At 66.3% G+C, this 14863-nt stretch carries 13 protein-coding genes and 10 tRNA genes; 6 read left to right on the top strand and 17 right to left on the bottom strand.

What is annotated here, in order from left to right; translation table 11 throughout:
- The 5 genes from ABZ004_RS21240 to ABZ004_RS21220 all read left to right on the top strand — a co-directional run.
- Nucleotides 1-1342, top strand: a 1342-nt coding sequence (locus tag ABZ004_RS21240; RefSeq protein ID WP_355681913.1) for an aldehyde dehydrogenase (NADP(+)), incomplete at its 5' end; no start/stop codon positions are given.
- On the top strand, nucleotides 1339-3270 hold the full coding sequence (locus ABZ004_RS21235; protein ID WP_355681911.1) for an IlvD/Edd family dehydratase: 1932 nt from the start codon (nucleotides 1339-1341) through the stop codon (nucleotides 3268-3270). The genes ABZ004_RS21240 and ABZ004_RS21235, both read left to right, overlap by 4 nt.
- Nucleotides 3270-4610, top strand: coding sequence for a DUF2088 domain-containing protein (locus tag ABZ004_RS21230; RefSeq protein WP_355681909.1), 1341 nt, complete (start codon nucleotides 3270-3272; stop codon nucleotides 4608-4610). Before ABZ004_RS21235 ends, ABZ004_RS21230 begins: the two co-directional genes overlap by 1 nt.
- On the top strand, nucleotides 4610-5485 hold the full coding sequence (locus ABZ004_RS21225) for a U32 family peptidase (protein ID WP_355681907.1): 876 nt from the start codon (nucleotides 4610-4612) through the stop codon (nucleotides 5483-5485). The genes ABZ004_RS21230 and ABZ004_RS21225 overlap by 1 nt, the downstream gene beginning before the upstream one ends.
- On the top strand, nucleotides 5482-6849 hold the full coding sequence (locus ABZ004_RS21220; RefSeq protein ID WP_355681905.1) for an FAD-linked oxidase C-terminal domain-containing protein: 1368 nt from the start codon (nucleotides 5482-5484) through the stop codon (nucleotides 6847-6849). Before ABZ004_RS21225 ends, ABZ004_RS21220 begins: the two co-directional genes overlap by 4 nt.
- Before the next feature lie 211 nt (nucleotides 6850-7060).
- Here ABZ004_RS21220 and ABZ004_RS21215 read toward each other — a convergent pair whose 3' ends face one another.
- The 16 genes from ABZ004_RS21215 to ABZ004_RS21140 form a co-directional block, all read right to left on the bottom strand.
- Entirely contained in the window at nucleotides 7061-7258 is a 198-nt protein-coding gene (locus ABZ004_RS21215; RefSeq protein WP_355681903.1) for a hypothetical protein, read from the bottom strand.
- Between the two features lie 36 nt (nucleotides 7259-7294).
- A tRNA-Tyr gene (locus ABZ004_RS21210) sits at nucleotides 7295-7376 on the bottom strand.
- A 13-nt stretch (nucleotides 7377-7389) separates the two neighbouring features.
- Nucleotides 7390-7463: transfer RNA gene (locus ABZ004_RS21205), tRNA-Glu, on the bottom strand.
- Between the two features lie 5 nt (nucleotides 7464-7468).
- Nucleotides 7469-7541, bottom strand: a tRNA-Glu gene (locus ABZ004_RS21200).
- Nucleotides 7542-7555: 14 nt separating this feature from the next.
- A tRNA-Asp gene (locus ABZ004_RS21195) sits at nucleotides 7556-7628 on the bottom strand.
- A 14-nt stretch (nucleotides 7629-7642) separates the two neighbouring features.
- Nucleotides 7643-7732 (bottom strand) — tRNA-Ser (locus tag ABZ004_RS21190).
- A 42-nt stretch (nucleotides 7733-7774) separates the two neighbouring features.
- Nucleotides 7775-8917 (bottom strand): RtcB family protein, encoded by a 1143-nt coding sequence (locus ABZ004_RS21185; RefSeq protein WP_355681923.1) that lies wholly within the window; start codon nucleotides 8915-8917, stop codon nucleotides 7775-7777.
- Nucleotides 8918-8991: 74 nt separating this feature from the next.
- A tRNA-Ser gene (locus ABZ004_RS21180) sits at nucleotides 8992-9082 on the bottom strand.
- 303 nt (nucleotides 9083-9385) lie between these two features.
- Entirely contained in the window at nucleotides 9386-9832 is a 447-nt protein-coding gene (locus ABZ004_RS21175) for an HNH endonuclease (protein WP_355681901.1), read from the bottom strand.
- A gap of 75 nt (nucleotides 9833-9907) precedes the next feature.
- A tRNA-Leu gene (locus ABZ004_RS21170) sits at nucleotides 9908-9981 on the bottom strand.
- 54 nt (nucleotides 9982-10035) lie between these two features.
- A tRNA-His gene (locus tag ABZ004_RS21165) sits at nucleotides 10036-10112 on the bottom strand.
- Between the two features lie 2 nt (nucleotides 10113-10114).
- Nucleotides 10115-10188, bottom strand: a tRNA-Arg gene (locus tag ABZ004_RS21160).
- Between the two features lie 94 nt (nucleotides 10189-10282).
- A tRNA-Pro gene (locus tag ABZ004_RS21155) sits at nucleotides 10283-10358 on the bottom strand.
- A 236-nt stretch (nucleotides 10359-10594) separates the two neighbouring features.
- Complete coding sequence (locus tag ABZ004_RS21150; RefSeq protein ID WP_355681899.1) at nucleotides 10595-10738, bottom strand: hypothetical protein; 144 nt, start codon at nucleotides 10736-10738, stop codon at nucleotides 10595-10597.
- 111 nt (nucleotides 10739-10849) lie between these two features.
- Complete coding sequence (locus ABZ004_RS21145) at nucleotides 10850-12097, bottom strand: hypothetical protein (protein WP_355681898.1); 1248 nt, start codon at nucleotides 12095-12097, stop codon at nucleotides 10850-10852.
- Nucleotides 12098-12277: 180 nt separating this feature from the next.
- The gene (locus tag ABZ004_RS21140) at nucleotides 12278-12712 is read right to left on the bottom strand and encodes a hypothetical protein (RefSeq protein WP_355681896.1); all 435 of its coding nucleotides are present in this window, start codon (nucleotides 12710-12712) and stop codon (nucleotides 12278-12280) included.
- Nucleotides 12713-13121: 409 nt separating this feature from the next.
- Here ABZ004_RS21140 and ABZ004_RS21135 point away from each other — a divergent pair, with 409 nt between their 5' ends.
- A complete protein-coding gene (locus ABZ004_RS21135; protein WP_355681894.1) occupies nucleotides 13122-13700 on the top strand; it encodes a GNAT family N-acetyltransferase in 579 nt (192 codons plus the stop codon).
- Nucleotides 13701-13824: 124 nt separating this feature from the next.
- Here ABZ004_RS21135 and ABZ004_RS21130 read toward each other — a convergent pair whose 3' ends face one another.
- Nucleotides 13825-14343, bottom strand: coding sequence for a PH domain-containing protein (locus ABZ004_RS21130; protein ID WP_355681892.1), 519 nt, complete (start codon nucleotides 14341-14343; stop codon nucleotides 13825-13827).
- Nucleotides 14344-14863: the final 520 nt, after the last annotated feature.

Here is a 14863-nt window from a genome sequence, read left to right as displayed (position 1 = left end):
CGTCGCCGACGCGCTGGACGCCGCGGCCGACGAGCTGGTCCCGATCGCGATGCGCGAGTCCTCGCTACCCGAGCCGCGGCTCAGGGGAGAGGTCGGCCGGAGCAGCGGCCAGCTCCGGATGTTCGCGGACGCACTCGAGGAGGGTTCGCTGCTCGAGATCGTCATCGACACTGCCGACCCGCAGGCGAAGCCGGTACCCCGACCGGATCTGCGGCGCGTTCTCGTCCCGCTCGGCCCGGTCCTGGTCTTTGCCGCCAGCAACTTCCCCTTCGCGTTCAGCGTCTGCGGCGGCGACACCGCGTCGGCGCTGGCCGCGGGCTGCCCGGTGATAGTGAAAGCACACCCAGGCCACCCCGAGCTGTCGGTCCGCACCGCCGAGGTGATGATCGAGGCCCTTCGTACGGCGGGCGCGCCGGCCGGCACTCTCGGCCTCATCCAGGGATACGACGTGGGTGTGACGGCGCTCAAGGATCCCCGGATCACCGCGGCCGGGTTCACCGGTTCCGTCCCGGCCGGCAAGGCGCTGCACGAGATCGCGGTGACCAGGCCGGAGCCGATCCCGTTCTACGGCGAACTCGGCAGTCTCAACCCGGTCTTCGTCACCCAGGCGGCAGTCGATGCCCGCGGAAACGACATTGCTGCTGGGTACGTCGGATCCTTCACGCTCGGCGTCGGCCAGTTCTGCACGAAGCCCGGACTGCTCTTCCTCCCGGCCGGTCACGGCCTGGACGAACAGTTGGCTGAGGCAACTGGTGGGGTCGCGGCGGCGCCGATGCTGAACGACCGCATCGCCGAAGGTTTCTCGTCCGGACTCGATCGGCTGCGCAAGGTCGACGGCGTTCGGGTGCTGAGTGACGGCGGAGCGACGTTGCTGGGGACAACGGTCTCCGAGTTGTTGGCACGGCAGGAGGAGATTCTCGAGGAGTGCTTCGGGCCGGTATCGATCGTGGTCGAGTACTCGTCGATCGAGGAACTGAAGGCAGCTGTAGAAGCGTTTGAGGGCAACCTGACGGCGACGCTGCACGCGGAGGAGTCGGCGGACGCGGAGCTGGCCCGCGAGCTACTTCCGTTGCTGACGGCAAGGGCCGGCCGGGTGCTGTGGAACGGCTGGCCGACGGGCGTGGCGGTCTCCTGGGCGCAACACCACGGCGGGCCGTTCCCGTCGACGGTCGGGTCGATCCACACGAGTGTCGGGGTGACGGCGGCGCGCCGGTTCCAGCGTCCCGTGGCCTACCAGGACACTCCCGGCGCGGTGCTCCCCGCAGTACTGCGGGATGCCAATCCGGCTGGAGTCAGCCGCCGGATCAACGGAACCGTGACGACCGGAGAGGTGCAGCGATGAGCGATCGACCCACCGAAGGCGAGGACGGCCTGCCGCCCGTCGCCGACAACGACCAGCCCCTCGCCGGTACCTCCGCGAGCGCTGTCGACCCTGCTGGCGTCAGCGCCGACCTGCCCGCTGACCCCGAAGGTCAGCCGACGCCCGAGAAGACCGGGCGGCCCGCCGGCGAATCGCCGAGCCGGGCGATCCCCGCGGACGGTTCCGCGGCGCACACCGGCAGACGGAGCTTCGACCATTGGTTCGGGGAGAAGGACCGGAACGGGTTCATCCATCGGTCCTGGATGCGGGCGCAGGGGTTCTCCGACGAGGTGTTCGACGGGCGTCCGGTGATCGGGATCTGCAACACCTGGTCCGAGTTGACGCCCTGCAACGCGCACTTGCGCCGCCTCGCCGAATCGGTGAAGCGTGGCGTCTGGCAAGCCGGCGGCTTCCCGCTCGAATTCCCGGTGATGTCGCTCGGCGAGACGATGCTCCGCCCGACCGCGATGCTGTTCCGCAACCTGCTCAGCATGGACGTCGAGGAATCCCTGCGCGGCAACCCGATCGACGGCGCGGTCCTGCTCACCGGCTGCGACAAGACCACGCCCGGTTCCATCATGGGCGCCGCCAGCGTCGACCTGCCGACCCTCGTGGTGACCGGCGGTCCGATGCTGAACGGCAAGTTCCGCGGCTGCGACATCGGCTCCGGTACGGCGGTCTGGCGGTTCACCCAGGACCTCCATGCCGGCCGGATGACGCAGGAGGACTACGCAGCCGCCGAGTCCGGCATGTCCCGTAGCAACGGGCACTGTATGACGATGGGTACGGCGTCGACGATGGCCTGCATGGCCGAGGCGCTCGGTCTTCAGCTGACCGGTTCGGCCGCGATCCCTGCGGTCGACTCCCGCCGCTATGCGATCGCCCAGCAGGCCGGTCAACGGATCGTGCAGATGGTCGAGGAGGACCTCAAGCCGAGCGACATCCTCACCCGCGACGCCTTCGCCAACGCAGTACGGGCGAACGCGGCGATCGGCGGCTCGACCAACGCCGTCATCCACCTGCTCGCGATCGCGGGCCGGGTCGGCGTGAAGCTCACGCTCGACGACATGGACGAATGGGCCCGCGGCGTACCGTGGCTCGTCGACCTTCAGCCGTCGGGGCAGTACCTGATGGAGGACTTCTACTACGCAGGCGGTCTTCCTGCCGTGCTACGGGAGATCCTCCCGCTGCTGAAGGCGGATGCGATCACCGTCACCGGTCGCACGATCGGCGAGAACGTCGCCCAGGCCGAGCGAACGGTCGACACCGACGTGATCCGCGCGGTCGGGAATCCACTCGGATCCGGCGCAGGAACCGCAGTTTTGAAGGGAAATCTGGCTCCCGATGGTGCCGTTGTAAAGCAATCTGCCGCCTCCGAGCGCTTGTTGCAGCACCGGGGCAGGGCGTTGGTGTTCAGCAGCATCGAGGAGTACGACCTCGCGGTCGACGATATGGACCTGGACGTCGACGAGGACACCGTGCTGGTGTTGCAGAACGCGGGTCCGCGTGGCTATCCGGGGATGCCCGAGGTGGGCAACATGACGATTCCACGCAAGCTTGCCGAGCAGGGTGTGGACGACATGGTGCGGATCTCCGACGCGAGGATGAGCGGTACGGCGTACGGGACTGTGGTCCTGCATGTCGCTCCGGAAGCGGCTGTCGGTGGGCCGCTCGCGTTGGTCCGGACCGGTGACTGGATCGAGCTCGATGTGCCGGCCCGGAGCCTGCATCTCGATGTCTCCGAGGAGGAGTTGGCGAAGCGGCGAGCGGACTGGCAGCCGGTGACGGTGCCGTCGGATCGCGGCTGGGCGAGGCTCTACGTCGACCATGTCACCCAGGCGAACGAGGGGTGCGATCTGGACTTCCTGGTCGGTCGCAGCGGTTCGGCCGTCGCCCGGCAGAGTCACTGATGTCCAGCGGCGAGGGTTCCCGGTCGAGTCGCGGGGACTGGGGCCCGTTCGAGGCGATCCGTGGACTGCGGCCGGAGGGCGTGCTTCCGCAGGTCACGCCCGTGCGCCGGCTGCTCCACGACGTACCGATCGAGGCCGATCCGTACGCCGCTGCGCAGGCCGCCCTGGCTCCGTTGGCCGCGGCGATCCGGCCGGGTGCGCGGATCGCCGTGACGGCCGGCAGCCGTGGGATCCACGACCTGGTGATCGTCGTCAAGGCCGCCGTCGACTGGTTGCGATCCGCGGGCGCCGAGCCGTTCGTCGTACCGGCGATGGGTTCTCATGGTGGTGCGACAGCCGATGGGCAGCGGGAGATGCTGGCGGGCCTCGGCGTCACACCCGAGAGTGTTGGTTGCCCGATCGAGGCAACCATGGAAACAGTTCTCCTGGGCAACTTGCCGGACGGTACGCCGGTGCATCACGACGCGTTGGCTGCCAAGGCTGACGGTGTGTTGCTGGTCAATCGGGTGAAACCGCACACGGACTTCCATGGCCCGGTCGAGAGCGGGCTGGCCAAGATCCTCGCGATCGGGCTCGGCAATCATCGAGGTGCGGCGGCACTCCATGCCGGCGGTATCCCAGCGCTTGGTGGAGCCATCGAAGCTGCGGCGCGGTTGGTGGTTGCCTCGGGCAAGGTCCTGGGTGGACTGGCGATCCTGGAGAACGCCTACGAGAAGACCGCCGCCGTCGAGTTTGTCGATGCTGATGGCATCGCCGGGCCGGCCGAGAATGGGTTGCTTCAGCGAGCGGGTGGGCTGATGGCGCGGCTGCCGTTCGACGAGCTGGATGTGCTGGTCGTGGACGAGATGGGTAAGGACAAATCGGGGACCGGCATGGATACGAACGTGCTCGGGCGGTGCTGGGTACATGGGATTCCCGAGTTCGAGTCGCCGTCGATCGCGGCTGTTTCGGTGCATCGGTTGTCGGAGGCGTCGCATGGAAACGCGTCGGGGCTCGGGCTCGCCGACGTGATCCCGGCGCGATTGCTGGAGCAGATCGATCTGCGGGCCAGCTATGTGAACGCGTTGACGTCCGGCGCCGGGGGAGCGCGGCGGTCGCGGTTGCCGATGGTGCTGGAGGACGACGCGGCCGCCGTACTGGCTGCGGTGACGATGAGTGGGCGTCGGGATTGGGCTTCGTTGCGGCTGGCCCGGATTCGCGACACGTTGTCGCCGAACGAGCTGATGGTGACGCCGGCCCTGTTGACTGAGGCCGCGAACCGGTTCGATCTGGAGATCGCCGGGACCGCACGGGACCTGATCGATGGTTCCGGATGTCTGACCGGCTGGCAGGAGTTGTGATGAATCTTCGGGAAGCGCGGGCGCTGTTGGCCGAGCGCGGGCACGTGATCGGCGGCACCGGTGTGCCGGGGATGCGCTTCGCCGACGGTACGCAGTACCGGATCGAGATCCCTAGCTGTGAAGGTCCGCAGGTGATGGCTGCCGTCCTGTCGGAGGCTCTCGAGCGTGGGGTGAACGTCGATCGGGTCTCGCAGGGCAGCGGCGTGATGATGCTGACCGACCGTGAGATCGAGGACATGGTCGAGCTTGGCGTTGCGCATTCGGTCGAGGTCTGCCTGTTCCTCGGCCCGCGGGGGAGTTGGGACATCGGCGGTCAGGCGAAGGTGTCGGCGGCGGTCGGCGGTGTTGCCCGGGGCAACGAGATGGTTGCCGCGTCGCTTTGTGATGCGTTTCGCGCTGTCGAGCTGGGTGTTCGGAGCCTGTTGGTGGGCGATCTCGGCGTACTGGAACTGCTTGGTCGTCTGAAGAAGGATGGGTCGTTGCCGCCGGATCTGGTTCTCAAGACGTCGGTGTTGATGCCGTTGGCAAATGGTCCGACTGCGGCTCTCTACGAACGTCTCGGCGCGACAAGTCTGAACGTCTCGACGGACCTGCCGCTCAGTGCGCTGGCGGAGATTCGTGCGGCGACGACTGCGCCGATCGACATGTATATCGAGGTTCCTGACGACCAGGGCGGGCACGTGCGGTTCTACGACGTCCCCGAGGTCGTGCGGATCGCATCGCCGGTCTACCTGAAGATGGGGCTGCGGAACGCGCCGAACATCTACCCGTCCGGGCTGCATCTGGCCGCGACGGCGGAGGCGCTCGGGCGCGAACGGGTCCGCCGGGCCGAATTGGTCCTTCGCCTGCTGGCCGAACAGGAAGAGGATCAATGACGCTGGTCTCGCGGCTCCGCTCGTCGCTGGGCGACAAGGCGGTCGTCACCGATCCCGACGTACTGGACAGCCATCGCAACGATCATGCTTCGTTCTGTACTGCGGGTGTGCCACTCGTACTCGTCCGCCCTGGGTCCACCGCCGAGGTGCAGGAGGTGCTGCGGGCCTGCTCCGAGTACGGCGTACCGGTGGTGACGCAAGGCGCGCGAACCGGGTTGTCGGGGGCGGCGAATGCGCTGGACGGGTGTTTGTTGCTGTCCACCTCGCGGCTCGATCAGATTCTGGAGATCTCGGTCGAGGACCAGGTCGCTGTGGTTCAACCCGGAGTTGTGAACTCTGTGTTGTCGGCCGCCGTGCTCGAAAAGGGCCTGTTTTATCCGCCGGATCCCTCGTCGTGGGAGATGTCCACGATCGGTGGGAACATCGCTACGAATGCCGGTGGGTTGTGTTGCGTGAAGTACGGCGTGACGGGTGATTTCGTGCGGGCGCTCGAGGTGGTGCTCGCATCCGGCGAGGTGATCCGGACCGGGCGGCGATCGGCGAAGGGCGTTGCCGGGTACGACGTGACGCGGCTGCTGGTGGGCTCGGAGGGGACGCTTGGCGTCGTCACCGAGGCGACGCTGGCGTTGCGTCCTGGGCCTGAGGCTGCCCTGACCGCAGCGGCTACGTTCCTCTCGATCGAGGATGGGATCGCTGCTGCGGCGGCGGTGATGGCTTCCGGGTTGCGGCCTTCGTTGCTGGAGTTCCTGGATGGTGCGACGGCTCGGGCGATCCAGGACTATCGGGACATGGGGTTGCCTGCCGAGGTTGGTTCTCTGCTGATCGCGCAGTCGGATCGTGGGCCGCGAGCGGCGGCTGATGTTGCTGAGATCGCCCGTATTTGCTCGGCTTTTGGGGCTGTGGAGGTCGCTGAGGCGTCCGATGCTGAGGAATCTCGTCTTCTCTTGGAGGCTCGGCGGCTGGTGAACGCCGCGTTGGAGAGGCTGGGCGTGACGCTGGTGGACGACGTCGCCGTACCGCGCAGCAAACTCGTCTCCTTGCTGCACGGGATCGCGGAGATCGGCGCGAAGTACGACGTACTGATTTGTTGCCCTGGGCATGTAGGCGACGGCAATATGCATCCGACTGTCGTCTTCGACCGTGACGACCCTGCTGCCGAGGCTCGCGCCTTGGAGGCTTTCGGCGCCGTCATGCAACTCGGCTTGTCGCTCGGCGGAACCATCACCGGCGAACACGGCATCGGCAAACTCAAGTCCCACTGGCTGGCCCAAGAGCTGGGCCCTGTTGGATTGCAGCTGCAACGCCAACTCAAGTCCGTCTTCGACCCTTCCGGCCTGCTCAACCCCGACAAGCTGTTCCTCTGAGTCTCCCTGCCTGGAGTCGAACCAGGGACCCAGCCTTCGGAGGGCCGGGCGTGCATCCGTCACCAGAGAGCTTGCCCCCGGAGCACTGCGGGGTCACAGTCTCCCGGGGTCCGTGCATCCCGTGCGTCCCGAGAGTGTGCTTACCCCCTCTTGTCGGGGTTCCCCCACCGTTCTGGCAATGGGGGATCCCCTAGACGAGGGGGTAAGCCCGCTATTCCTCGACCGAGACCACGCGGACCCAGTCGGAACAGTCGGCTTCGCACCAGACGTGATCGCCCGCGTGAGCGATCCGGTCGCGCTGCACGTGCCCGCAGGCGAGGTGTACGCGGCGGAGGGCGTGACCCTGCTGGACCGGAGCACCGGTCCTACCGCCAGGAATTTTCCTCCGCTTGTTTCTGAGGTCGGCCATGGCCGGTCCTCCTCTCCTTCTCGTTGTTGGTTGGAGTGCAGGAGACAGGATTCGAACCTGCTCAGCCGAAGCAACGGGGTTACAACCCGCCCCACCTCTCCCACGGTGACGCTCCTGCCCGGTCTTTCTCGCAGCGCAGACGGGACTCGAACCCGCACCCTCCGCGGTGAAAACGCGGTGACTCTTCCAATTGGTCCACTGCGCCTCGCGTACCCCGTACCGGATTCGAACCGGCGATCCCCCGGCTGAGAACCGGATGTCCTAACCACTAGACCAACGGGGCCTACTTGTCCTGCGCGCCCTGTGCCGGATTCGAACCGGCGACCTCCCGGCTGACAACCGGGCGCCCTAACCACTAGGCCAACAAGGCTTGCTGTTGTAACGCGGTGAGGGTGAGATTCGAACTCACGGACGAGCGGTGAGCCCGTCGACGGTTTAGCAAACCGCTGCCCCTGCCATCAGGCGGACCTCACCTCACCGCGACCGCCGTGTCCCCTGAGCACGGCGGGCGCGGTTTCATCCCTTGACGCAGATGACCTGCTTCAGGTGGGCGACGACCTCGACCAGGTCGGACTGGGCGGCGATGACCGACTCGATGTCCTTGTACGCCGCGGGCAGTTCGTCCAGCACCCCGGCGTCCTTGCGCGACTCCACGCCGGCCGTCTGGGCGATCAAGTCGTCGACCGTGTACCGGCGCTTCGCCTCGTTGCGGCTCATCCGCCGGCCTGCCCCGTGCGAGGCCGAGTAGAAGGACTGCTCCGAGCCGAGACCACGGACGACGTACGAGCCGGTGCCCATCGACCCCGGGATCAGCCCGAGGTCGCCCTTGCCCGCCCGGATCGCGCCCTTGCGGGTGACCAGCAGCTCGAGCTCGTCGATCGTCTCCTCCGCCACGTAGTTGTGGTGGCACGAGATCGGCTGCTCGAACGTGATCTCCTGCTCGAACGACTCCCGCACGGCCTGCATCACCAGGGCGAGCATCACCGCGCGGTTCCGCGAGGCGTACTCCTGCGCCCAGGTGAGGTCCCGGCGATACGCGTCCATCTCCGGCGTACCGGTCAGGAACACCGCCAGGTCACGATCCGGCAGATCGGCGTTGTGCGGCAGCGCCTTCGCGATCCGCATGTGCCGCTCGGCCAGCTCCTTGCCGATGTTGCGCGAACCCGAGTGGAGCATCAGCCAGACCCGGTCGTCGTCGTCCAGGCACACCTCGATGAAGTGGTTGCCGCCACCCAGCGACCCCATCTGCTGCTGTGCCTTCTTCTCCCGGTCCTGAACCCCGTCGTGCAGGCTCGAGAACATCCCCCAGAAGCGATCCCAGCCACGGTCGAGCCCGAGCTTCCGCACGCTCACCGCGCGTTCGTGCGCCCGGAATCCGACCGGTACTGCGGCCTCGATCCGGGACCGGATCGCACCCAGGTCGTCCGGCAGGTCCGCCGCCGTCAGCGACGTCAGCACACCCTCCATCCCGCACCCGATGTCGACTCCGACCGCGGCCGGCGAAACGGCCTGGTACATCGCGATCACCGACCCCACCGTGGCGCCCTTGCCGAGGTGGACATCCGGCATCACCCGTACGCCGTGCACCCACGGCAGCGCCGCGATGTTCCGGAGCTGCTGCAGCGCCTGCGCGCCGACCTCATGCTCCTGAGCCCACATCAGAGTGGAGCTCTTGGCCCCACTCAGCGGGACCGGGTACTGAACGTTCATCTCCCCACTCCTCTGTTCGGTTGCGGTGGAAGGAGGTCTCGAACCTCCACGCGCTCGAAGCGCCGACCGTTTTCGAGACGGCTGCCGTTAGGCCAAAACTCGGCTTATTCCACCTGGCGTGGAGATCCCGGGTGTCGAACCCGGTGAAGCGACCTTGCAAGGGTCACTCGCGTGCCGACGCGATCCCCGCTTCCGTACGCCGCGTCGCTTGCTGCGCGGCACCCGCCGCACCACCCGCGACGCCGCACCCGCCGCACCACCCCGCTGCGCGGCACTCGCCGCTGTACTCGCGACGTGGCGTACGTCGTACAAGCTGCCAGGGCAGGGCTCGAACCTGCGGGGCCTCGGGTCAGAACCGAGGGTGGGTCGCCGTCGCCCACCTGGCATCGCTCTGACGCGACACCTGTGGGCGCCGGGTCAGAGTGCTATCTCTGCACGCGAAGGGATCCACGGCTGCCACAACAGCGGCATCCCGGCTTCGTCTGGCGTGCGACAGCCCTTCTTCTCGTTGCAGGACGCGTGAGCCGCTACTGCGTTCAGCCACTCACCGCGCCCACCACGGGACCTTGGTACGACGTGGTCCATCGTGGTGGCACCAGTACGACCGCAGTAGGCGCACGTGTACTTGTCACGCTTCAGTACGCCGGCCCGTGTGTACTGCAGTCGCCCGGACGCGTAGCGCCACTTGGTGACTACGTAGCGCACCAGGCGAAGCACGCGGGGGAGGGGGAACGGACCGATGCTGGCGCCGTCGTGCGCCTCTTCGACGACCGCCACTTCCCGGACGAGCATCCGGATGGCGTGCTGGATCGACACGACGTGGAGCTGCTCATATGAGGCGTTGAGCACTATGACACCGCTCATGCTTGGTTCCTCCTCTCTTCAAGTGTGCCCGACTGTTCGTAACCGGGACGTGTGTTCCGGTGCGGCTGTTTCGAGTACGGCTCCAGGGACTCGAACCCTGAACCTCCTGGTCCTAAGCCAGGCGCCTCTTCCAATTGGGCCAGAGCCGCTCGGTCCCGTACTACGCCACGCGGGGCGGCCGCGGGTCGCAGTACAGGTGTTGCTGGGGTGTCCGGCGGGGCTCGAACCCGCTTCCTCCGGGGTCACATCCCGGCGCATCGCTCTCTTCCGCCTCGGACACAGCACGCCCGGCAGGACTTGAACCTGCAACCTCCTGCTTCGTAGGCAGGTGCTCTCTCCAGTTGAGCCACGGGCGTTCGTTGCGCCCTGCGCCGGATGGACTGCGGATTTCCGGCGCAGGGCACGCTTGGGGCGCCCGCTCGGCCGGTAGCAGAGCATGCTGCGGGCGCCTGGTCGAGCTGGGGAGATTCGAACTCCCGTTCCCCTCATCCCAAATGAGGTGGCCTGGCCGCTGGCCCACAGCTCGCTCTCCCCGGGGGCCTTGTCGGGCACCCGGGGAATTGCAATGGCATATCCAGTTGTCAATTCTTCAATTCGCCACTCGTAAGCGTCGACAAAGCATCGGTGGAGGGAATCGAACCCTCACGGCGCGGGTTTGGAATCCGGCCGGCAACCATTGCGCACCGACGATGTTGGCAGGCAAAAGAAAGAGCCGCCTCGGTCGGAATCCCGACTCGGGCGGCTCTGGTGATCTGCAAGAGATCAGACAGGTGGGCCGCCCGACGTCGGGCTGAGTTCGGCATCGGTCAGGTAGCGGTGGGCGTAGCCGGGCAGGGATCGCAGGCACGCCGACGCGATGGCGTACTGCTGCCGCCACTCCCGCCCTACGTTCTGCTTCCCGAACACGATCGGCTCCTATCAGCTCTGGTTGACCTTGCGGGCATAAGTTTCACCCGGCACCACACTCCGAGTCAATGCATTTCTCCGGCGAATTATTCCCGCGTCATTTCGGGACGCTCAGGGAAGTGGCAGGAAGGCGAGCCGCTCGTGCACTTCACCGCCGATATGAGTGGTGTCGGAGCCGACCCAGAGACCGGTTGAGGTGAGCAACAGGTCGTACCCGCCGATGCCGCGATCCTTGGTCGGGTTCCATGAATAGGCAAGCCCACTGTGCGGGTTGAGTGCTGCGATACCCGGCCGCGAGACCGCGCCGGGTCCGGCGGAATTGGAGCCTGCGGGGTTGTTCATCCAGCGCTGGTGTCCCTGGACATACACCGCCGCTCGGGTGGCCTGGACGGACAGCAGGGTGTCGCCGCCGGTGTAGTTGGCCCACACGGGATACGTCGTACGGGAGTCGTTGGTGTTCCACCGCATCGCGGCGTCGCAGAGCTTGGTCCGGTCATTGGGGAACGGGCCGCCGGTGGTGACGATGATGAAGTACGTCCCGTCGTACGAGAAGTCGACGTCGCGGGTGTAGGTCGGCTGTACGGTCTGGCAGTTGTTGTCGAACAGCGTCGAGTACCAGCCGCTGACGGTCGCGGAGCTGGTGCCGAGGTTGATCATCGCCGCCTGCCGCCGGGCCTGTCCGCCGACCGAGGTGAACGTGCCGACGATCGCCAGCCGGGTGCCGGCCGGGTTCGGCGCGAAGCGGAACACCTTCGTCGGGCCCGAATTGGGGTTCACCGGCTGGCCCGTGATGGCGATGTTGATGTAGCCGGTGTCGGCGCCGGTAGCCGGGTTGATCGCCATGAGCTTCTTGCTGAACGTGCCACCGAGGATGAGCCGGCCCTTCACCAGCGCCATGTCCGTGACCGACCCGGTGATCCGGGCGTTGAAAGCCGGGTCGACGGCGCCGGTGTACGGGTTGAGCTTGACGACGCCGGTGCGGGCGACACCATTGACGTCGTTGAAGTAACCGCCGACCCACAGCGAGTTACCGTCGGTGGCCAGGGCCCAGACATCGGCGTTGAAGGTGGCGTTGAACGCAGTCAGCCCGCCGCTGAGCGGGTTGAAGCCGAACAGCCGGTTCCGGTTGATCGTGCTGGAGTTGTTCCACGGCTTCACCGTGCTGAAGTGGCCGCCGGCGAACATGATCCCGCCCAGCTGCAGCATCTTGTAGACGGCGCCGTCCTGCACCCGCGGCGTGAGGTCCGACGGATTCTGTACGACGACAGCATCCTGCGAAATCGGCGACCCAACCGCCGCCCCACTCTGAAGACCTACGACGGTGACTAGTGCCCCCAGAGCCAAAACGAGTCTCTTCATTGTGCCGCCCCCAGCACGATCGAATCCTGCCCGTCCATCGACTGTTGCACGTCAATGACTCGAACAGAACCCCCAACCGGTGAACCGCACCGAATGGCAGGCCTCGCTCCGCCCGCACTCGTTACTCTCTGTTACGAGTCGCCGCGAGAACTCATAGGTGGAACTTCCGGCCGTTGACGCCTAGTCCCTGATGTCGACCTTCGAATCGCCGGGGACGACCAACTGGCCGGTGAACACTCCCATCGTCTCCGAGATCCTGTTGATCCCGCCGACGAGATTGGGGTCGCCGATCACGAAACTGAAGGGCGTCGTGGACACACCGCTAGCGGTGCGAGTCGTGTGGTCGATCCTTTTCGATCCCGCATAGGCAGAGAAGGCGGCCGTCGCGGAGCCGCCTTCCCCGTTGATCACCTTGCCAGTGACGATTGCCGTCCGCTGGCCCCAGGTGATGGAACCTTCGACCCTGGTCGAGCAGTCGTTCGTCGCCTCATCCATGCAGACCCTGAAGTGGTCCACCGCGAATTGAGTGGTCGCTGCAGCGGGAACGGTGGCGCCACCCGCAGCGGCGACAGCCGCCACCCCGACTGCCACCGCGCGACGAACAAATCTGCTCACATTGGTCTCCCAGGATCGACGAAGAAGTAACTGGAGTCTTCACGAAGAGACATCGAGACGCGAGCAAACTGCAGCAAGTGACATCCGCAGCTCGCGGGCCCCATGGCCCATCCGCCGCGCTCCGCTCTTGGCGGCGCTCATCACTCGACAGCGAAGCGGTACCTTGATGTGGTCCAGTTCTGCGGGCATCTTCAGGACCAATTCGGGGGCAACCAGCGGTCTTTGCCCCAGTGTGCTGGGTGACCAGACGACGAGAGCCGCCGCGACGACCATCCGCACCCCACCGCACCCGCGAAGGCTAAACACCCCGCGGGTAAGCCGCCGCCGTCGCGCTGTTGAGGCCGGGTCAATCAGCCTCGACCTGCACGCGCATATCGTTGCAGGGCGAGCTTGAGGAAGGAGAATGCCGGTGACCAGTACCTACACGACTCGGCCGTTGTCGCCGGAGACATGGGACGACTTCTGCGCGCTGGTGGAAGCCAACAACGGGGTTTGGGGCGGCTGCTGGTGCATGGGCTTTCATGTCGAAGGGTTCGGCGAGGCGCCGCACAGCGCTGAACGCAACCGCGCTGCCAAGCGCGCCCACGTGGACGATGGCACAGTGCACCAGATCCTCGTCTACGACTCTGACGGTACTTGCGTGGGGTGGTGCCAGTACGGAACCCCGGCGGAGCTGCCCAATATCAAGAACCCGACCAAGTACGCCGCTGGCGCCTCAGAGGTTCCTGCGTGGCGGATCGGGTGCATCTTCACTGGAAGTCGACACCGCGGTCGTGGCGTCGCCCGTGCGGCAGTCGAGGGCGCACTGGACGCGATCCGGGCTGCCGGCGGCGGAGTGGTGGAGGCCTATCCGGAGCAGACCGTCGACCGCAAGCCGCAGCGCGGCGCTTACCTGCATACCGGCCCGGAGGAGCTCTACGAACAGTTCGGGTTTGTGCGTGACCGTCTGATCGCCAAGTGGCGATGGGTCATGCGCGCCGAAATCTGACGACCGTCCGGCGCAGGTCACCCGGAGCCGCCTGTCGGAATCGAACCGACGACCTTCTCATGGCGAATCCGTTGCCTTCAGCCCCAATCGCCCGACGACCACCGGCCTTGAGAGGTGATCGTGCTCAGTGATCGGGGGTGGATGTCGGCGGTTCTGGGCACTTCGGGATCACCAATGGGGCTCGACTGGGATCGACTGCCTGAGCCCATCTTGTGATCTCGTACGCCGCACTGCCGGGCTCTGGCCGGCCGCCGCTACTCAGCTCGGTCGAGGTCATCTTCGGCGACAGGAACGCGAACGCAGACCCACCATCTCGCAGGCGGATCCTGAGCCCGGAGTAGTTGAATCTCGCTGAGACAACGTCTGCTCTCGCTAGCCGTCGACCGCCGATCGGATAGCGGATAACGAGCTCGTCCTTCGTCGTGCGAACTGTTGGCCGCATGGCCATCACACTGAGGATGCCCAGCGCCAAGAGCGCCGGCCACATCTCTCTGATGGGCCAGTTCTCGCTGTCGATCAGAGTCCACAGAGTGGCACACAGGACAGGCAGACTGAGGAAGATGCGGCTGAACCAGTTGTTGCCCCAGACCTGCTCGTCCGGCACATCGCCCGGCGTCGGCCAGTCCGGAGAATTCTTGCCCACATCTGCATTCTGACAGGAAAGGAGCGCTCCCGCGCCGGCCCCGTGCCTGCCACCCGGCGCCAAGGCGCATAGCTGTTCCACCCTCGCCACGGCAGGCCCTGAGCGAAGGCAACTGGAAGCGCTGGTCGGCTGCGATCAAGGCCATCGGCTTTTCCAAATGACGGGTCCATGACCTCCGTCACACCGCCGCCTCGGTCTGGCTTGGATCGGACCGGGAATGACAGAACCCCCAGCGTCAGGAAGTGGTGTCTGACCTGGGGGCTTGGGTGGAGCCGCCTGTCGGAATCGAACCGACGACCTTCTCATTACGAGGAGGACGCTCAGCGTGTCGCCCGGTCTCATGAGGCACTTCCGGTTGAGTGGTCACTGTCATCACCAGCCAGGATTCTCATGCTTCTTCGCCGTTTCGCACCACGTCCCGCACCACGAGTAGGAACCGGGGCGATCGCGGCGGTTGGGGACATGACTGGTCGCTGGATGCCCGGCGCCCACGTGCGCGGTTTGGTCGGCACTTCGATCG

This window comes from Kribbella sp. NPDC006257, from assembly GCF_040613535.1.
In the GTDB taxonomy this organism is placed as follows: domain Bacteria; phylum Actinomycetota; class Actinomycetes; order Propionibacteriales; family Kribbellaceae; genus Kribbella.
This window is presented reverse-complemented; position numbering and strand designations above follow the sequence as displayed.

Excerpts from the sequence above, each read along its gene's own strand:
- ABZ004_RS21235 (WP_355681911.1), top strand. The coding sequence starts at position 1,339 with ATGAGCGATCGACCCACCGAAGGCGAGGACGGCCTGCCGCCCGTCGCC.
- ABZ004_RS21230 (WP_355681909.1), top strand. The coding sequence starts at position 3,270 with ATGTCCAGCGGCGAGGGTTCCCGGTCGAGTCGCGGGGACTGGGGCCCG.
- ABZ004_RS21225 (WP_355681907.1), top strand. The coding sequence starts at position 4,610 with ATGAATCTTCGGGAAGCGCGGGCGCTGTTGGCCGAGCGCGGGCACGTG.
- ABZ004_RS21220 (WP_355681905.1), top strand. The coding sequence starts at position 5,482 with ATGACGCTGGTCTCGCGGCTCCGCTCGTCGCTGGGCGACAAGGCGGTC.
- ABZ004_RS21215 (WP_355681903.1), bottom strand. The coding sequence starts at position 7,258 with ATGGCCGACCTCAGAAACAAGCGGAGGAAAATTCCTGGCGGTAGGACC.
- ABZ004_RS21185 (WP_355681923.1), bottom strand. The coding sequence starts at position 8,917 with ATGTGGGCTCAGGAGCATGAGGTCGGCGCGCAGGCGCTGCAGCAGCTC.
- ABZ004_RS21175 (WP_355681901.1), bottom strand. The coding sequence starts at position 9,832 with ATGAGCGGTGTCATAGTGCTCAACGCCTCATATGAGCAGCTCCACGTC.
- ABZ004_RS21145 (WP_355681898.1), bottom strand. The coding sequence starts at position 12,097 with ATGAAGAGACTCGTTTTGGCTCTGGGGGCACTAGTCACCGTCGTAGGT.